Annotated in this window: 14 protein-coding genes; 10 read left to right on the top strand and 4 right to left on the bottom strand. The window is 35.5% G+C overall.

What is annotated here, in order from left to right; genetic code table 11:
• The first annotated feature begins 51 nt into the window (after positions 1–51).
• The 3 genes from I5168_RS12315 to I5168_RS12305 all read left to right on the top strand — a co-directional run bounded on the left by I5168_RS12315 (position 52) and on the right by I5168_RS12305 (position 4,892).
• A complete protein-coding gene (locus I5168_RS12315; RefSeq protein WP_431471967.1) occupies positions 52–1,677 on the top strand; it encodes an isocitrate lyase in 1,626 nt (541 codons plus the stop codon).
• 238 nt (positions 1,678–1,915) lie between these two features.
• Positions 1,916–4,246: an ATP-dependent helicase gene (locus I5168_RS12310; protein WP_431471966.1), complete on the top strand. Its 2,331-nt coding sequence runs from the start codon at positions 1,916–1,918 to the stop codon at positions 4,244–4,246.
• Positions 4,247–4,292: 46 nt separating this feature from the next.
• Positions 4,293–4,892 carry a hypothetical protein gene (locus I5168_RS12305; RefSeq protein WP_431471965.1) on the top strand — a complete coding sequence of 200 codons (600 nt, stop codon included), beginning with the start codon at positions 4,293–4,295 and terminating at the stop codon, positions 4,890–4,892.
• Here the strand turns inward: I5168_RS12305 and I5168_RS12300 are convergent.
• Positions 4,889–5,794: a ribonuclease Z gene (locus tag I5168_RS12300; RefSeq protein ID WP_431471964.1), complete on the bottom strand. Its 906-nt coding sequence runs from the start codon at positions 5,792–5,794 to the stop codon at positions 4,889–4,891. The genes I5168_RS12305 and I5168_RS12300 overlap by 4 nt on opposite strands.
• Positions 5,795–5,928: 134 nt before the next feature.
• Here I5168_RS12300 and I5168_RS12295 point away from each other — a divergent pair, with 134 nt between their 5' ends.
• On the top strand, positions 5,929–7,800 hold the full coding sequence (locus I5168_RS12295) for a DEAD/DEAH box helicase (protein ID WP_431471963.1): 1,872 nt from the start codon (positions 5,929–5,931) through the stop codon (positions 7,798–7,800).
• Between the two features lie 75 nt (positions 7,801–7,875).
• Here the strand turns inward: I5168_RS12295 and I5168_RS12290 are convergent, their stop codons facing one another.
• Complete coding sequence (locus I5168_RS12290) at positions 7,876–9,843, bottom strand: endonuclease (protein ID WP_431471962.1); 1,968 nt, start codon at positions 9,841–9,843, stop codon at positions 7,876–7,878.
• A gap of 37 nt (positions 9,844–9,880) precedes the next feature.
• Here I5168_RS12290 and I5168_RS12285 point away from each other — a divergent pair, with 37 nt between their 5' ends.
• A complete protein-coding gene (locus tag I5168_RS12285; protein ID WP_431471961.1) occupies positions 9,881–11,143 on the top strand; it encodes a DUF3095 family protein in 1,263 nt (420 codons plus the stop codon).
• A gap of 35 nt (positions 11,144–11,178) precedes the next feature.
• Here the strand turns inward: I5168_RS12285 and I5168_RS12280 are convergent, their stop codons facing one another.
• Entirely contained in the window at positions 11,179–12,627 is a 1,449-nt protein-coding gene (locus tag I5168_RS12280) for a glyceraldehyde-3-phosphate dehydrogenase (RefSeq protein WP_167341734.1), read from the bottom strand.
• A gap of 325 nt (positions 12,628–12,952) precedes the next feature.
• On the opposite strand from I5168_RS12280, the gene I5168_RS12275 reads away from it, so the two are divergent.
• Positions 12,953–13,600 (top strand): hypothetical protein, encoded by a 648-nt coding sequence (locus I5168_RS12275; protein ID WP_431471960.1) that lies wholly within the window; start codon positions 12,953–12,955, stop codon positions 13,598–13,600.
• Here I5168_RS12275 and I5168_RS12270 read toward each other — a convergent pair.
• Positions 13,597–14,547 carry a PhoH family protein gene (locus tag I5168_RS12270; protein WP_042278270.1) on the bottom strand — a complete coding sequence of 317 codons (951 nt, stop codon included), beginning with the start codon at positions 14,545–14,547 and terminating at the stop codon, positions 13,597–13,599. The two genes, I5168_RS12275 and I5168_RS12270, sit on opposite strands and share 4 nt — an antisense overlap.
• A 149-nt stretch (positions 14,548–14,696) precedes the next feature.
• On the opposite strand from I5168_RS12270, the gene I5168_RS12265 reads away from it, so the two are divergent.
• From I5168_RS12265 to gldG, 4 genes are read left to right on the top strand one after another with little or no spacing between them, the layout of a single operon-like run.
• Complete coding sequence (locus I5168_RS12265; RefSeq protein WP_431471959.1) at positions 14,697–15,530, top strand: SAM hydrolase/SAM-dependent halogenase family protein; 834 nt, start codon at positions 14,697–14,699, stop codon at positions 15,528–15,530.
• A complete protein-coding gene (locus tag I5168_RS12260; protein WP_431471958.1) occupies positions 15,527–15,823 on the top strand; it encodes a putative quinol monooxygenase in 297 nt (98 codons plus the stop codon). Before I5168_RS12265 ends, I5168_RS12260 begins: the two co-directional genes overlap by 4 nt.
• Positions 15,820–16,548, top strand: coding sequence for a gliding motility-associated ABC transporter permease subunit GldF (gene gldF / locus I5168_RS12255; RefSeq protein ID WP_085774422.1), 729 nt, complete (start codon positions 15,820–15,822; stop codon positions 16,546–16,548). The genes I5168_RS12260 and gldF overlap by 4 nt, the downstream gene beginning before the upstream one ends.
• Before the next feature lies 1 nt (position 16,549).
• Positions 16,550–18,250, top strand: a complete 1,701-nt coding sequence (gldG, locus tag I5168_RS12250) for a gliding motility-associated ABC transporter substrate-binding protein GldG (RefSeq protein WP_431471957.1) — start codon at positions 16,550–16,552, stop codon at positions 18,248–18,250.
• The last annotated feature ends 16 nt before the right edge of the window (positions 18,251–18,266 follow it).

Here is an 18,266-nt window from a genome sequence, read left to right as displayed (position 1 = left end):
CGGCAACAATCTACAGGATTCAAGCAAAATTAATTTACTAATAGCAAAATTATGAAAACTAGCGCACAAAGTACCTACACAACTGTATTAGAAAAAGTGCAACAATTAAAAAAACAATACGGTAACTCTTGGGATCAAATTCAACCAGAATATGCTGCAAGAATGAGTGTACAAAATCGTTTTAAAACTGGATTAGATATTGCAAAATATACTGCTGCGATTATGAGAAAAGACATGGCAGAATATGATGAAAATCCAGAAAAGTATACCCAGTCATTAGGTTGCTGGCACGGATTTGTGGCGCAACAAAAAATGATCGCCGTAAAAAAGCATCATCAAACAACTCAAAAACGCTATTTGTATTTATCAGGTTGGATGGTCGCGGCATTAAGGTCAGAATTTGGACCATTGCCTGATCAATCCATGCATGAAAAAACAGCAGTTCCTGCACTAATTGAAGAAATATATGATTTTCTCAAACAGGCTGATGCCGTTGAACTTAATGATCTATTCAAAAGATTAGAAAATGGAGAAGATGTTATAGACAAGATAGAAAATTTTGAATCTCACGTGGTTCCTATTATTGCTGATGTTGATGCTGGTTTTGGAAATGAGGAAGCTACATACTTATTGGCAAAAAAAATGATACAAGCTGGTGCCTGTGCTATTCAAATTGAAAACCAAGTTTCTGACGCTAAACAATGTGGTCATCAGGATGGTAAGGTAACTGTTCCTCATGAGGACTTTGTGGCAAAATTACAAGCAATACGTTATGCGTTTTTAGAACTAGGTGTAGATCAAGGAGTAATCGTTGCTCGTACAGATTCAGAAGGAGCAGGACTTACTCAAAAATTACCAGTTTCTCAACAACCTGGTGATCTTGCTTCTCAATACTTATCATTTGTAGATACTGAAGAAGTAACCCTAGATGAAGCAAATAACGACGATGTGTTGCTTAAGCGAGATGGTAAATTAGTACGCCCTATTAGACTTGCAAATGGCCTGTATAAGTTCAAGGATGGGACTAATATTGATAGAGTAGTATTAGACTGTATCACGAGTTTACAAAACGGTGCAGATTTGTTATGGATTGAAACACCTACACCTAACGTGAAGCAAATAGCCCATATGGTACAGCGTGTGCGTGAGGTTGTACCAAATGCAAAATTGGTTTATAACAATTCGCCATCTTTCAACTGGACATTGAATTTCAGGCAACAAGCTTATGACCAAATGCTGGCCAATGGTGAAAATATAACACTATACAATCGTGATTATCTTATGGATGAACGATATGATAATACGGAATTGGCCGAGATAGCAGATCAAAATATTAAAACCTTCCAACGTGATGCTGCATTGCAAGCGGGAATTTTTCACCATCTCATAACTTTGCCTACCTATCATACCACTGCGTTACACATGAATGATCTAGCTCAAGATTATTTTGGTTCTCAAGGAATGCTTGCCTATGTTGAAAATGTTCAACGTCAGGAAATTAGAAAAGGAGTAAGTTGTGTGAAGCATCAACGTATGGCAGGATCTGATCTTGGAGATGATCATAAAACATTTTTTGCTGGAGATAAGGCTCTTAAGGCTAGTGGAGAAAAAAATACCAGTAATCAATTTGAGTCGCCACAAGTAGATGTTGAGGTAATTAAAATGGTAACTGGATAATTAAGTTTTAGTAATAGTAATGTAATGTTGAAAGACCGCTCTTTTCTTAGAGCGGTTTTTTTATGATACCCTTTCTCGTGGATGAGTATCTTTATTTTGATGCAGTAAGTTATTATCAAAAAAGAATTCAAAAAGCTACCCTGATTTTACAGTTGTTAACGTGTATAAAATTTTAAAAGATAGGTTTTAAAATCAACCTTCAACTCGTATCTTGAACCGTTCTAGAAAAAGATACTAAGTGGAGGATTATATATCACAACTCAATGATGCACAGCGATTACCAGTTTTGCAAAAAGATGGTCCTATGATCGTAATTGCTGGTGCAGGTTCAGGAAAAACGCGTGTACTTACTTTACGAATAGCCTATCTTATGCAGCAAGGTGTTGACGCATTTAATATTCTGGCTTTAACCTTTACTAATAAGGCAGCACGAGAAATGAAAACTCGTATCGCTGACATAGTTGGACAAAGTGAGGCAAAAAACTTGTGGATGGGTACTTTTCACTCTGTATTTGCTCGACTGCTTAGAATGGAAGCAGATAAATTAGGATATCCATCAAATTTTACCATATACGATTCTCAAGACTCTCAAAGATTAGTAAGTGCTATCATTAAAGAGATGGGACTGGATAAGGAGGTTTATAAATACAAACAAATTCAAAATAGAATTTCTTCACTTAAAAACAGCCTTATAACTGTAAGAGCTTATTTTAATGACGCCGATCTTCAAGAGGCCGATGCGATGGCACGTCGACCTAGGTTTGGAGATATTTATAAAGAATATGTTGAGCGCTGTTTTAAAGCAGGAGCCATGGACTTTGATGATCTGTTACTTAAGACAAATGAATTATTGAATAGGTTTCCACAAGTCTTAGCCAAATATCAAGAACGATTTAAATATATTCTGGTAGACGAGTATCAAGATACCAACCATTCACAGTACTTGATAGTAAAGGCCCTTTCTGATAAGTATCAGAATATTTGTGTAGTTGGTGATGACGCTCAATCCATCTATGCCTTTAGAGGTGCAAATATTAATAACATTCTGAATTTTCAACGTGATTATGATGATGTAAAAGCTTATCGACTTGAACAAAATTATCGTTCAACTAAGAATATTGTGGAAGCTGCAAACTCGGTAATTGAACACAATAAAACGAAATTGGATAAGGTGGTTTGGACCGCAAATTCGGATGGTCCTAAAATCATCGTACACCGATTAATGAGTGATGCCGAAGAAGGTCGTTACGTTGCGAGTTCCATCTTTGAAAACAAGATGCAACATCAATTAGATAACGATCAATTTGCAATTCTATATAGGACTAACGCTCAATCTAGAGCAATAGAAGATGCATTGCGTAAAAAAGATATTCCTTATAGAATCTATGGAGGTTTAAGCTTCTATCAACGTAAAGAAGTTAAGGACGTACTAGCTTATTTACGAGTAATCGTTAATCCAAAAGATGAAGAAGCTCTTAAACGCATAATCAATTATCCTGCTCGAGGTATAGGAGCAACTACAATGGATAAAATTGTAGTTGCTGCAAAAAATTATGGTCGCAGTCTCTTTGAAATTATAGAAAATATTGATCAAATAGGAGCTGGTATTCATACAGGAACTAGAACCAAGTTAAAAAACTTTGCTACCATGATTAAAAGTTTCCAAGTAATGGAAGAGACTAGCAATGTTTTTGAATTAACCGAACATGTTATTAAAAAAAGTGCCTATCTCACCGAGCTTAAGAAAGACGGTACTCAAGAAGGTATTTCTAGAATAGAAAATATAGAAGAATTGCTTAATGGTATGCGTGATTTTGTCGAAGGACAAAAGGAAGTCGATGAAGCGCGTGGGTCTCTCGCAGAATTTCTAGAAGATGTGGCGCTGGCAACAGACCTGGATAATGATAAAGGTGATACAAATAGAGTATCTCTTATGACGATTCACTTATCAAAAGGTTTAGAGTTTCCCTATTTATACATAGTTGGTATGGAAGAAGATCTATTCCCTAGTGCTATGAGTATGAATACCAGAGAAGAACTAGAAGAAGAACGACGCTTATTCTATGTAGCTTTAACTCGTGCCGAACATCAAGCTTACCTCACATACACATTAAGTAGATATAGATGGGGAAAATTAGTTGATGCAGAACCTAGTCGTTTTCTAACCGACATTGATGATAAATATTTAGAATACACCACACCACCTGATGATTATCGTTTTAAAAGTGCACTTAGCGATCATCTATGGGATGAACCAGATAAGTCAAAATTACGTCAATCAAAACCCAAAAACGGTACGCCACCTAGTGTTAACAATCCTAGTCCAGAACAATTAAGAAAGTTGAGAAAACTGCGTCCAGTTGCTAGCGCATCTAATAAAGCAGCGCCTATTAATGATCTAGGCGCTCTGCAACCAGGAGTTTTAGTGGAGCACGCCCGATTTGGTCGTGGTGAGATTTTAAACATTGAAGGAGCTGGTGGCGAGAAAAAAGCTGAAATTAATTTTAAAATAGGTGGTATTAAAAAGTTACTTCTAAGGTTTGCTAAATTAGAAGTGGTTAAAGATTAAATAGAAAGTTAATCAAAAAACTCAATTACAACCAAAAAACCAGATCATGCAGAACATCCAATTCCCTATAAATTTTAAGTTCAAAATCTCGACCATAAGTAATGATTTTGTCGCTACAGATGCTACTGGCAAAACAGTCGCTTATGTGAGACAAAAAATGTTTAAGCTCAAAGAATCGGTCAATGTTTATACCGATGAGAGTAGAACGCAAATTCTTTATAACATAAAGGCAGACAAATGGTTGGATTGGAGTACAGCTTATTCCATGATTGATCCCAACGGTAGGGTAATTGGTAAGGTTGCTCGTAAAGGCTGGCGTTCAATGTGGAAGGCAGAGTATCATATCGTAGATCAAAATAACCAACCACAGTATATAATAAAAGAGCGCAGTGCAATGACACGCTTCTTAGATGGCTTGCTAGGAGAGGTTCCTGTACTTGGTTTTTTTACAGGATATTTGTTTAATCCAGCTTATGATGTAACGGTCGTATCAAATGGAAGTCCAGTAGTAGAGCTAGTGAAAGAACCTTCTTTTTTTGGTCGCAAGTTTAGTTTAAACAAAATAGCAGAGATCGATCAAGATGACAAAATAAGAGTCATGCTCAGTTTAATGATGATGATATTATTAGAGCGACGTAGAGGTTAAAATTGGAAAACCTTGCCATCTAGAGCAAGCTCACTATTCTTAAAAACAGTTTGAGCCTCTTCTTTAAACAAATTGTAGTCACCATATCTTGATGAATAATGTCCCAGTATAAGGGTTCCTACATTTGCTTTGAGAGCTATAGTTGCAGCTTCTTCGGCGGTAGAGTGTTTTGTTTTGTCACATAAATGAGCATGAGATTTTAAAAAAGTACTCTCATGGTATAAGGCTGTTACACCTTGTATTTGTGGAACAATATCTTCTTTATAAACTGTATCACTGCAAAAAGCATAGCTCTTTGGCTCATCACCATCAGTAGTAAGTTCAACATTAGGTATCACCTCACCATTATCAAGCACAAAATTAAAACCTTGTTTTATCTTTCGATAATAAGCTTGATCGATACCATAGCTTTCACAGGCTGCGACATCTAATTTTCTATCGCCTGGTTTTTCTTGAAATAAGAATCCTTGCGTAAAAACTCTATGATCTAGTGGTATGGTGTGTATAGCTAGTTGGTCATCTTCGTATAGTAAAGTTTCTTTGTTTTCTACGCTTTCGCGAAAGCGTAAATCAAAACTAGTATACACCTTAGCAAGTCGCAATTGTAGTAGAATAAGTTCCTTAATTCCTTTAGGTCCATAAATCGTCAAATCAGACTCGCGCCCTAAAAGACAAAATGTAGAAATTAAACCTATAAGACCGTAGACATGATCACCATGCAAATGAGAGATAAAAATGTGCTTAATACGAGCAAACTTTATTCGGTTTTTACGCAAGGCCATTTGAGTTCCTTCTCCACAATCGATTAAAAAAAGATGGCCTCGTAATTCCAATACTTGTGCAGTAGGTCGTGCGTTATCTCTAGGTGTAGCACTGTGACATCCTAAAATGGTAAGTTTCATATCTAATAGTGTAGGGCAAAGGTATGAAAGCACAATAAGTTAAATATAAAATCCTTCTTAATAGTTAAATATCAATAAGTGTGCGTAATAGTAATTTAAAACACTACTTTTGCAAAATATTTAAAACAAGTTATTTGAAAAATTTTGAAGCCTTAGGGCTATCACAGCCGTTACTAGACGGCCTTGCTGAAATGGGGTTTGAGAATCCAACAGAGATTCAACAGCAAGCGATTCCCATCTTGTTACAACATGATGGAGATTTTATAGGTCTGGCGCAGACCGGTACAGGGAAAACAGCAGCTTTTGGTATTCCATTACTAGAGCTCATGGACACATCGTCAGACGATACACAGGCGCTTATTCTAGCACCTACTCGTGAACTAGCACAACAAATTTGTAAGCAGTTAGACTTAATGTCTTCCAAATTGGGTAAGTTGAAAATTGTACCCGTGTTTGGAGGAGCTAATATCATGGGTCAAATCAAGGATTTGAGAAGAGGAGCACAAGTAATTGTTGCTACTCCAGGTCGTTTGATGGACTTAATGAAACGTAAGGAAGTACGCCTAGATTCCTTAAGATTCATGGTGCTTGATGAAGCCGATGAAATGCTTAACATGGGGTTCAAGGAAGATATCGATTACATCCTTTCTAAGAGTGATATGGGTAGAAATATTTGGTTGTTCAGTGCTACTATGGCACGTGAGATCAAGCAAATCGTTAATACCTACATGAACAATCCACAAGAAGTTAAGGTTAATCGTGAGAATATTGTAAATACAAATATTTCTCATGAATACGTACAACTTAAAGCAAGTGACAAGATTGAAGGATTGCGTCGTATGTTAGATTATGATCAGGATATGTTTGGTGTAGTGTTTTGTAGAACAAAACGCGATACGCAAAATGTAGCCGATCAGTTAAATAATAACGGTTACTCAACCGAAGCTTTACACGGTGATATGTCGCAACATCAACGAGATGCAGCGATGAAGCGCTTTAGAGATAAAAATATAAACCTTCTTATTGCTACCGATGTTGCTGCAAGAGGAATTGATGTTGATGACATTACTCATGTAATTCACCTTGCTCTACCAGACGATCCAGAATTTTACACACACCGATCTGGTCGTACCGCACGTGCTGGTAAAAAGGGTGTTTCCATGGCCTTTGTTACCAAAGGAGATACTCGTAAACTTAAATTTCTAGAACGTAAATTGGGAATAAACTTTGAGAAGGGTGAAATTCCTAAGATTGAAGACATAGCCGATAAGCGTATTAATCGTTGGACAGAACAGCTTATTGTTCAAGATCTACACAAGAAACTGAATGTTGAAACAGTAGATGGCGTTATGGCAGCCCTTGAAGGTATTACCAAAGAACAATTGGTAATGAAATTCTTGAGCCGTGAATTTGAAAGTATTTACAAGCGCTCTTCTATTACTGATGTAAATGATCGCAGCAAGGGACGTGATAGAGATTCTGGTAAGGATAGAGGTTATAAAACTAATGGTAAGGAAGAAGGGATGAAAACATTCTTCTTAAACCTAGGTCGTAAAGACGACGTTAATAAAGGTGCTATTCTTGGTTTTATTTGTGATGTTACTGGAATAAAAGGAAAAGAGGTTGGAAGAATTCTAGTTGAAGGTGCACATTCATTTATTGACGTAAGTGAAGAAGTTGCTCCACTTATGAAAGTTCTAGATGGAGCACAACGCGATGGACGTGAACTACGATGCAATGAACACAAAGGTGAGGTAAGAAGATCTAGAGATAGAGGTCGTAGCGGTGGTCGTGATAGAAATCGCGGTCGCGGTGGAAAGAAGCGTGAAAACGATAATGGTTCTTTTAAAGGACGCTCAAAGAGATCAGACTTTGATAAGTCAGGATCTAGACCCAATAAAGATGATAAGGTAGTTGAATTCCCAAGTAAAAGAAAAGGAAATGGTAGTAAAGGAAAATCAAAGAAAAAGGGGCGATCAAATTTCTTTGGATCTAAGTGGGATTAATAATTCCATTTTAACAAATATTAAAAAGGCTCTTGATCATTCAAGAGCCTTTTTATCTTATAACCTAAGATTAGTCTATTTTACTATGTGTTTAATAGTGCTGGTGTTTCCTTCGGTAGATGTGATTTTTAAATAATAAACTCCAGCTTGTAAGTTATGATTAATAGTAGAATTGTTGTCTACAGTTTTATTTTGTACCCATCTTCCAGTACCATCATAAATAGCAACTTCCTTAATAGGTGTAGTAGTTTGAATTAGGAAACTATTTTGTGAAGGATTAGGATAAATGATATACTCATTAAAACTGACCTCATCCTCGCTCAATAAATACGTTTGACCAGATTGATTACCCCATATGTATTCCACTAGATCGGGTAAATCTATAAACGGATTACGATTGAATTGCCAGTTGTAGACTACGTTATTTCTGTTCATTTCAAAATCATCTGGTGGATCATTACGATGCCACTGCAGTAAAGTTGCAAGATCGCCTATTTGACCACTGGTAGAATTACTAGGATTTCCATTTACTACGTCTAATCCATTATAACGTAGCGTCATGTAGAAAATGGCTCTAGCTACATCACCATGCCAACTGCCTTGTGAACCGCTAGGACCATCATATTCAGGATAGTCTTTATTACCACGTTGACTATTCTCTGGTCCGTCTGTAGCTCTTAAATGGTGAGCGTCGCTTTGACCATGTCTTAAACTGTCCGCATTAGTAGGAGTCCAGGCAGACATACCGTCGATGGTCTCATCATACTCAATTTCAAAAAAGCCGCCTCTAGATCTTGGGTAAATATGTTCTCTATTCCACCTACCTACATTACTACTTCCTGTTTGAAACAAAATATCACTGCGATCCTCTTCAGAATATAGTAACCACACTTTATTAGAATTAAGTGGAGAAACATCCGCTTGTTTTAAAATTTCTATGGTGTCATCGTAAGTGTGAATACGTACGGTATTCTCATCTGCGATTAAATTAGTAATAGCTGTTTCAAGAGTGTTTCCTGATAAATTATTTAAACTATCATAATAATTTGAAGGTGCGGTGCTATTAACTATACCATATGTAGGTTGAAGTGGTGTACCGTAATTTGCTATTTGAAAATCATTGTCAACTATCAATACAGTTTCATTATCCTTCAACCTTTTGAAACCTACAGGCAGACTATTTTGAATATTAATACGCATGAATTCATCACCTTCATCAACAACATCATCTATTATGGTAAAACTTTCTGTTATAGAAGTTACACCAGGCGTAAAGGTTACTTGTGTAACTCCTGTATAATCGCTGGTATCAAAACCTGCGTTATTTAAACTATAATTAAGAGTAAATGAGGTACTCGATGCTTGAGTAAGAGTAAAAGTGATATCAACTGACGATCCTTCATCGACAGATGCACTACTAGTGGTATAACTTACACCAGTATAACTAGGTGTGGTCGTATCGTTAAGAGAATGAGGTGTGCTAGTTTTTACTTCAAAGGTTCCATCGGCTTTACGTTGAATAGATTCTGACAGCTTATTACCATTCTCATTTTCATTATACTGCACCGTTTCACCCAGTAAATTAAGTAAATTCTGATTAAGAGCATCATCTGTTTCATAAACTAATGCGTCTATCAAATTGGTCTGATTGGCAAAAGTACGATCTGGCCAATCCGTGTCATCACCCAGATAAATAGCCACTGCATCAGCACCATTTTGTATGTTTGATTCTGCTAGTAATCTATCTGGAACTGGTGATACTTGAGAACTACCTAGAACTATTAATCCATTGTTGTCGGTAGTTAATCCATCTAGATCAACGGTATAATAACTTCTTCCTTGACCGCTAGAGGTGCTAGTACTTCCGTTAAAAAATACCAATACATAACCATTTAATGATTGAAATGGATTGTCTGTTTTAAGCTCGACAAACTCCATGTAATCTGTGCCTGGAGTATCTGTATCAAGTTCATTGATAACTACTTGTGAGTACGCTTTCGCGAAAGCGAAACAAAACACAAACAGTGTGTATACATATTTCATAAAGAGGGAATTATGCTGCAAAGGTAAAATCCTTAGTATGAAGTTATTGTTAAGAATAACGTTGTCAGTAGTTCTTTTATCAACAACGGTACGTATTCAGTCGCTTTTATCATGTTTTTTAATTTCATTTAGAGAAAAAGAGTTAGGTTTGATTATGGCTGATGTTGATTTTTATAAAAATCTATATGTTTATTATGACGCTGTTCATGATGTGCTGGCAGATGAATCTTTATTTGAGATTGTGCCAGAAAGCTGGCATATTATAGTGACTGATGTCCAAAACTCATCGGCAGCCGTAGCAGCTGGAAAACATCAATTGGTTAACCTAGCTGCCACTGGTTGCATTGTGGCATGTCTTAATATTTCTAGAGAGCGTGAAATTTCAATTCCCTTTTTCTTTGGCGGCGATGGTGCTACTATTATGGTTCCCGAGTCATTACTAGACGAATGTTTGCATGCGCTTGTCTTACACCAACAGAACTGTAAGGACAATTTTGATTTCTTTCTAAGAGTTGATTCTAGGCCGCTTAAAGAATTATATAATCAAGGAGCAGTTCTAAAGATTACTAAAGTAAGATTGAATGAGTTACATGTTTCTCCAATTGTCCTAGGAGATGCTCTTCAAATCGCAGAGAAAAGTATTAAGAAGGATAACCGTGAAATCCAATTATCTTCATTTCCCTTTAATCTTAATCTTAACGGGATGGAATGTAAATGGGATAAAATCGAGCCACCACAAACCAATAATGAGATTTTAACTTTAATCATTAATGCTACCAAAACTGAGTGGCAAAGTGACATTTATAGTAACGTATTACGATTACTAGACGAAATTTATGGTGAATATGGTATGAGGCATCCTATTATTCCAGAAAGACTTAATATGGTAGACAATCTTAAACAATTGAAAGATGAAGTTTTGATGAAGTTTTCTTCGATGAGTTGGTTAGAAATGACAAAGTCTATCATGAGAATTTTGATAGGCAAATTTTATTTAAAAAATAGTAAAGAAGGACAACGGTATTTAAATGAACTATCCCTACATACCGAATCATTGATGATTGATGGTTCAATTAATACTGTTATTACTGGAAGCTCTATCCAGCGAGAGAAACTATTAAAGAAACTGGAACAACTAAAAGAAAGTGGACAAATTACTTTTGGTTATCATGTAAGTAATACAAGTGTACTTTCTTGTTTTGTAACTGCGCTTGATGATTATCATGTGCATTTTGTCGATGGTGATCAAGGTGGTTATACCAGAGCAGCTCAGATATTTAAAAGCAAAAAGCCCAACTAATAAGTTGGGCTTTTTTCATAATAGCTTCTAATCTACTAATAGTAAGTAAATCTTCTAACTTTTGCAATGTATTTAGCCAGTCTGATAACTTGGTGACTATATCCATATTCATTGTCATACCATACGTACAGAACAGCATTCTTCCCAGAATCATCAACTATTGTTGCGTTTGAGTCATAAATAGAAGGAGCATTTGAACCAATTATATCACTAGATACTAATTCGTTGTCAATACTGTATTTTATTTGTTCAACAAGATCACCTTCTAATGCATATTTCTTCATGGTTGCGTTTAAGGCCTCTTTGCTTGTAGAATTCTCTAGTTGTAAATTAAGGATAGCAAGAGAACCATTAGGAACAGGAACTCGAATAGCGTTTGATGTTAATTTACCTTCAAAACTAGGTAGTGCCTTACTTACTGCTTTACCAGCACCAGTTTCAGTAATTACCATATTGAGTGCAGCAGCTCTACCACGACGGTATTTCTTGTGCATATTGTCTACAAGATTTTGATCGTTAGTATAAGCATGAATGGTTTCAAGGTGTCCTTTTACAACTCCGAAGCTATCTTCCACTGCTTTTAAAACAGGTGTAATAGCATTTGTTGTACAGCTTGCCGCAGAGAAAATGTCTATTTCATCAGGATTGTTTTCTAGGTGATTCACACCATGAACAATATTTGGTATTCCTTTACCTGGAGCAGTAAGTAAAACTTTGTGAGCTCCTTTTGCCTTTAGATGACGTGCTAAGGCTTCATCATCTCTGAAAGCTCCTGTGTTGTCAATTATTAAAGCATCGTTTATACCGTATTCTGTATAATCAATATCTTCTGGAGCATTGGCGCTTATCATGTTAACGGTTGTTCCATTAATGATAAGAGCTTTATTTTCTACACTATAACTTACCGTTCCAGAAAAATCACCATGCACACTGTCTTGTGCAAGAAGAGAGGCTCTTTTTTCTAGAACACTTTGAGATATTTCTCCACGAGTAACAATAGCTCTAAGTCGCAACTGGCTTCCTTTACCTGCTTTGGTCATTAATTCACGAGCAAGTAATCTACCTATTCTACCAAAACCGTAAAGAACAACATCTTTTGGTGTGATGTTATCTTGATTTTGAGCGTCTCCTAATTTTTTTGCAACAAAACTAGTAGCATCTTGTATTTCATTATCTTCAAGATGATACTCGTAGGTAAGCTTGCCTATATCTACTTTGGCAGGTGGTAAATTAAGCTGTAAAATTGCTTGCGCAATTTCAACACTATCAAATACCGAGATAGGTTTTTGAACAAATTCACCAGCATACTCATGTAAGTTGATGATTTCGCTCACGTTACGATCGATTAGTTGATTACGGAAAAGTACTAACTCAATTGATTTGTCATACCATAAATCACTAACAGCTTTAATGAAGGCTACAGCGGCACGACGTCGGTCTGTTTGAAAAGCAATTTCTTTCTCGTAGGTGTCCATTTGGCTCATGGAAAAAAGGTTTAGTTTTATTTTTTGCAAAAATAAGACAACTACAACGTTTGCGATAATGGTTTGTGAATAAATTTATTTTGTTTTTTACAGGAATCTTTTTCAGTGTTAAATTCTACACATTAATTCATTGAAATGTTGGGAAACTACTGATAACACTGAATGTAAGGGCTATAAATATGATGTAAATACTTGCTTTTATTAACAATAAGTAACACACTTAAAAATCTGTTTATGAAGTATTTAACTTTTAATCTAAATATAGTCGTAAATTTGCACCGCGAAATAGGTAAGGGGTGACAGTAACATACCGAAATCAAATTTTATGAATACACGTTTATTAAATGTGTTAATGTATTCCTTAATAATAGGAATATCACTCATGACAATGAGTAATGTAGGAGCAAACCTACTGGATAAAGAAACCAAAATTGCAGTCAATCGAGAGCCTCAGCAATTTATAGCTTATGGTTTTCATACCATGGGACCTAAGTATTCTGTAAAAAAAGCAAAGGTGACTTCTTTCCCAATTGAAAGTGAAAGAGGATTTGATGCATTCAGAACTGCGCTGGCATTTAAAGAGTCACAAGGTAAATATCATAAGGTAAATTCCTTAGGGTACTTAGGTAAATATCAATTTGGAAAATCTACACTCGAGCAATTAGGTGTGAATGATACTTTATACTTTTTGAACTCACCATCTCTTCAAGAAAAAATATTTGTCAAGAATCTAAACTATAACTATAAAGTTTTGAAAGATTTTCTTGAGGAATATGAAGGTAAAGAGATCGCTGGAGTAAAGGTTACAACAAGTGGAGCACTGGCCGCAGCGCATTTATCTGGACCTGGTGGAGTAAAGCGTTTTTTTAGAACTAAAGGTAGACGTAATAATAAAGACGCCTATGGAAGTTCAGTTAAGGCTTACATGAAAAAATTTGCTGATTACGACTTAAGGACTGTATTGAAATCTTAATTGCGATTTTCAATATGTTTATAAGCTTCAATCACCTTTTTCACTAATCGGTGCCTTACGACATCTTTATCGTCCAGATACATCATTCCTACTCCTTCAGTTTCTTTAAGAATTAATAATGCTTCTTTAAGACCTGATATGACACGTCTAGGTAAATCAATCTGTCCAGGATCACCAGTCACAAAGAATTTTGCGTTTTTACCCATTCTAGTTAAAAACATTTTCATTTGTGCATGAGTTGTATTTTGAGCTTCGTCTAGGATAACATATGCATTGTCCAAAGTTCTACCTCGCATGAAAGCTAACGGTGCAATTTGAATGGTTCCTTTTTCAATAAGTGAACCTAATTTTTCATTAGGAATCATATCGCGTAACGCATCATAGATAGGCTGCATATAGGGATCTAACTTCTCTTTGAGATCACCAGGTAAGAAACCTAAATTCTCTCCAGCCTCAACAGCTGGTCTTGTTATAATAATGCGCTTTACTTGTTTTTCTTTTAAAGCTTTGACAGCCATTGCAACACCTATATATGTTTTTCCAGTTCCCGCTGGACCAATTGCAAAAACTAGATCGTTCTTTTTACATAGATCAACAAGCTTTCTTTGATTATCTGTTTTTGGTTTAATTAGTAATCCACGATTACCGTGAACCAACACATCATCAATTTTTTCTGACTTATAATCGCTAGCGCCATCAGTCATTAGTAATCTTTCAATCACATTTTCATCAATCGCATTATATCTGGAAAAATGAGTTAACAACATCTCCATGCGCTTGTCAAACTCCTCTAACTGTTCTTCGTCACCATATACTTTCATAGTGCCGCCACGTGCAACTATTTTAAGTTTTGGAAAATGCCTTTTTAAAAAAGAAAGATTCTTGTTTTTGACACCAAAAAAGTCAGATGGATTAGTTTCGGAGAGATCAATTATAAGTTCGTTCAAATGTATTCAGTTTTATAAGCTATTGCGTGATTAATTTTATAGCTTTGTTATTGAATTAAGCTTTAGGAAAATTACACATATTTCTTGAAACTGACCTTAGTTTAAGTTTAAAATATTATCAATTAAACGCAGCTACATCTCACTAACCTATGCCCATTATAACCTTGACTACAGATTTCGGATATAAAGATCCTTATGCAGGAGCTGTTAAAGGGGCTATTTATTCTCAATTTTCTGATGCACGTATTGTAGATATATCTCACGATGTTACTCCATTTAGTGTTGACGAGGCTGCATTTATGATTTATACGAGTTACTCACAGTTCCCAAAAGGTACTGTACATGTAATTGGAGTAGATGCAGAGCATACTCCTGAGAGTCCTCACATCGCAGCTCTATTAGATGATCATTATTTCGTATGTGCAGATAATGGGGTTCTATCGTTTATCTTACAGAAGTTTAGATCAACAAAAGCGGTAGTAATAAATATTCACGATAGAATTTATTCCAATTTTACGGTTTTGGATGCCTTTGTTCAGGTAGCCTGTCACATTAAACGAGGTGGTACTTTGGAAGTAATAGGAGAACCAATAACTGAGCTTAAAAGCTTACCTGGAATTCTTCCTATTCTATCTAATGATAGTACAAGTATAAGGGGCAAAGTGATATTTATAGATAATTACGGTAATGCCATCACAAACATATCTCGTGACGTATTTGAAAGTTATGGAAAGGGTAGGAACTTTATTCTACAAGCACGCGATCAAAAATTTAATAGAATTTATAATCGATACTCTGAAATCGTCAAATATGATGAGAACGGAAAATCGAATAAACCAGATGGTAAAGGGCTAGCGCTCTTTAATAATTCAGGATACCTAGAACTAGCTACCTATAAAAGTAATCCGCTCACAGTAGGTAGTGCTAGCAGTCTTTTTGGTTTAGAAATTAACGCACCAGTAACAATACAATTTGAATCATGATAGTACGCATCGTTCAGATGGTTTTTGAAGAAAAACATATTTCTAGCTTCCAAACCATGTTTGATCATTATAAAGAACAAATACGTAATCAAGAAGGTTGTACCTTTTTAGAATTATATCAGGATATAAATGAGCCTGAAAGATTTTTTACTTACAGTTATTGGGATTCAGAAGAGTGTTTAAATAAATACAGGAAATCTACGTTATTTAAGGAAGTTTGGCCTAAAACAAAAGAAATGTTTGCCCAGCCTCCAACTGCATATTCAGTGCTTAAAAAAGTAAGTTTGTCATGAGAGCTATCTTTATAAAGGAATGGAATGGATACTTTTCGTCCATTACGGGTTACTTGATTATAGGGTTGTTTTTATTGATCTTAGGATTAGTATTATTCGTATTTCGAGGAGAGTTTAATTTGTTAGACTACGGATTTGCTGATGCTTCACCATTTTTTAGTTTATTACCTTGGTTGTTTTTGTTTTTAATTCCAGCCATAACTATGCGCAGTTTTACAACTGAGCTTCAATTAGGAACAATGGAAATGCTATATACTAGTCCATTAAGCATGCGAGCAATAATCGGTGGTAAGTTTATGGCTTCCTTTCTAATGATTTTAGTAGCGCTTGTTCCTACCATTTTGTATATCCTAAGTTTAGGGTGGTTAGGTAATCCGCAATTTAATATTGATTTAGGAAGTGTTTTAGGTAGCTACCTAGGAGCCTTACTATTAGCAGCTAGCTATGTTTCGATAGGATTATTTGCAAGTAGTTTAACCAGTAATCAAATAATAGCATTTCTTCTAGCTGCAGTCTTAAGTTTTGTTATGTATTTCGGATTTGAAGGATTAGCTAGTCAGTTATCTAGTAATGATTTTGTAGAGTCATTAGGTATGAAATATCATTATTCTAGCCTTTCAAGAGGCGTTCTAGACACTCGAGATGTAACTTACTTCATAGTAATTTGTGTATTCTTTTTCGCTTTAAGCGAAAACATATTAACCCTAAAACGTAAGAGGAAGTAATATGAAATCCAGATTAAAACTTATACTGTGGCCTAGTTTGATAATAGTGGGATTAATAATATTAAATTCTTTACATCATGAAAGGTTAGACCTTACGAAAGATAAAAGATTTACTTTATCAAAGCAATCCAAAGAGCTGCTTACAAGTATTGACCAAGCTATGTATGTCCAAGTTCTTTTAGATGGTGATCTACCGGCTGAATTTAGAAAATTGAAATTAGAAACCAGACAATTACTAGAAGAATTGTCTAACATCAATTCGAATCTAAAATTCGAGTTTATTAATCCGATAGCCGACTTGAATCAAAATGAAACAGATAGAGTTGCGGCCCAACTAGCACAAGAAGGTATGAAACCAGCAGTTGCAAGCGTGCAGGAAGCTGGTAAAAATACCAAAGTACTTTTATTTCCTTATGCCAAGTTTTATTATAATGAAAAACAAGTGGTCACTCCACTATTAAAATCGGTAGCTGGTGCAAGTGCAGAAGATCGTGTAAACTCCAGTATTCAACAGTTAGAATATCAATTGATAGATGCCCTTAAAAGAGTTTCAACCAAAAAGTCAAAAACGATAGCCGTTTTACGTGATAGTGGTAATCTAACTGACAGGCAACTACAAGATTTTTTACAGTCTATTCAATCGTACTACAAGGCAGCACCTTATGCTATTGAATTTTTAAATGACAATGATAGTGTCCAACCACAAAAGGTATTAAATAGTCTTAAAAAATTCGATCTGGTGGTTGCTCCTAAACCTACTAAACCTTACAGTGAAATAAAAAAATATATACTAGATCAATATTTAATAGATGGCGGAAAAATGCTTATGGCTGTAGACCCGATCATTATGGAGGATGATAGCCTAAGCAATTCACAAGCTAAAGCGTATGCTCTTCCTAGGTCTCTCAATATTGACGAAATGCTATTTAGTTATGGATTGCGATTAAAAACTGGGTTAGTTCGTGATGAAAAGTTTGCACCTATAGCGCTAGCAGTAGGTCAAGGTAGAAACACTCAGTATGAAGCGTTCCCATGGCCTTATTATCCTGTTTCAAATTCTACTACAGATACGACTCAAACAGCCCAATCAATTATAAAAAATCTTGAGGATGTAAAGTTTGAATATGCTGGAACTATTGATACCCTAAAAAATGATATCGAGAAAACGGTTTTATTAACCACTTCAAAAGCTACTCAATTAGTCACGCTACCTGCTGCTGTGAGTTTAAATGAAATAGAAAAGCCTATTAATTCCCAGGCATTCAACTCAACTCAACAACCGCTAGCAGTTCTAGCTCAAGGAAATTTCAAAAGTGCTTATAAAAATAGAGTGAAACCTATTATGTTGAAAGAACACTTGGACTATGGGAAATCTGGTGCATTAGTTCTTATCTCTGACGGTGATATAATGAAAAATCAAATAATTGCTGGACAGGTTCAAGAATTAGGATATGATATTAAAACGGGAATGAGTTTTGGTAATAAGGAGTTTTTAATGAATACTATCAATTACTTGTTGGATGATTCAGGTTTGATTTCCTTGAGGAATAAGGATATCATTATTCCATTTTTAGATGTCCAAAAAACGTATAATGATCGATTACAATGGCAATTAATCAATGTAATAATACCATTAGTTTTTGTTGCTCTACTAGCAGCTATCTTCTTGTTATTACGAAAACGTAAATATTCTAAAAAATAAAAGGTAATTACTGAAT

Source organism: Nonlabens sp. SCSIO 43208, from assembly GCF_050703575.1.
Taxonomy (GTDB): Bacteria; Bacteroidota; Bacteroidia; order Flavobacteriales; family Flavobacteriaceae; genus Nonlabens; species Nonlabens tegetincola.
The sequence above is the reverse complement of the archived record's forward strand: the minus strand, read 5'-3'. Positions and strand labels throughout refer to the sequence as shown.

Coding starts and splice junctions, on each gene's coding strand:
- I5168_RS12315 (WP_431471967.1), top strand. CDS start 52: ATGAAAACTAGCGCACAAAGTACCTACACAACTGTATTAGAAAAAGTG.
- I5168_RS12305 (WP_431471965.1), top strand. CDS start 4,293: ATGCAGAACATCCAATTCCCTATAAATTTTAAGTTCAAAATCTCGACC.
- I5168_RS12300 (WP_431471964.1), bottom strand. CDS start 5,794: ATGAAACTTACCATTTTAGGATGTCACAGTGCTACACCTAGAGATAAC.
- I5168_RS12290 (WP_431471962.1), bottom strand. CDS start 9,843: ATGAAATATGTATACACACTGTTTGTGTTTTGTTTCGCTTTCGCGAAA.
- I5168_RS12285 (WP_431471961.1), top strand. CDS start 9,881: ATGAAGTTATTGTTAAGAATAACGTTGTCAGTAGTTCTTTTATCAACA.
- I5168_RS12280 (WP_167341734.1), bottom strand. CDS start 12,627: ATGAGCCAAATGGACACCTACGAGAAAGAAATTGCTTTTCAAACAGAC.
- I5168_RS12275 (WP_431471960.1), top strand. CDS start 12,953: ATGAATACACGTTTATTAAATGTGTTAATGTATTCCTTAATAATAGGA.
- I5168_RS12265 (WP_431471959.1), top strand. CDS start 14,697: ATGCCCATTATAACCTTGACTACAGATTTCGGATATAAAGATCCTTAT.
- I5168_RS12260 (WP_431471958.1), top strand. CDS start 15,527: ATGATAGTACGCATCGTTCAGATGGTTTTTGAAGAAAAACATATTTCT.
- gldF (WP_085774422.1), top strand. CDS start 15,820: ATGAGAGCTATCTTTATAAAGGAATGGAATGGATACTTTTCGTCCATT.
- gldG (WP_431471957.1), top strand. CDS start 16,550: ATGAAATCCAGATTAAAACTTATACTGTGGCCTAGTTTGATAATAGTG.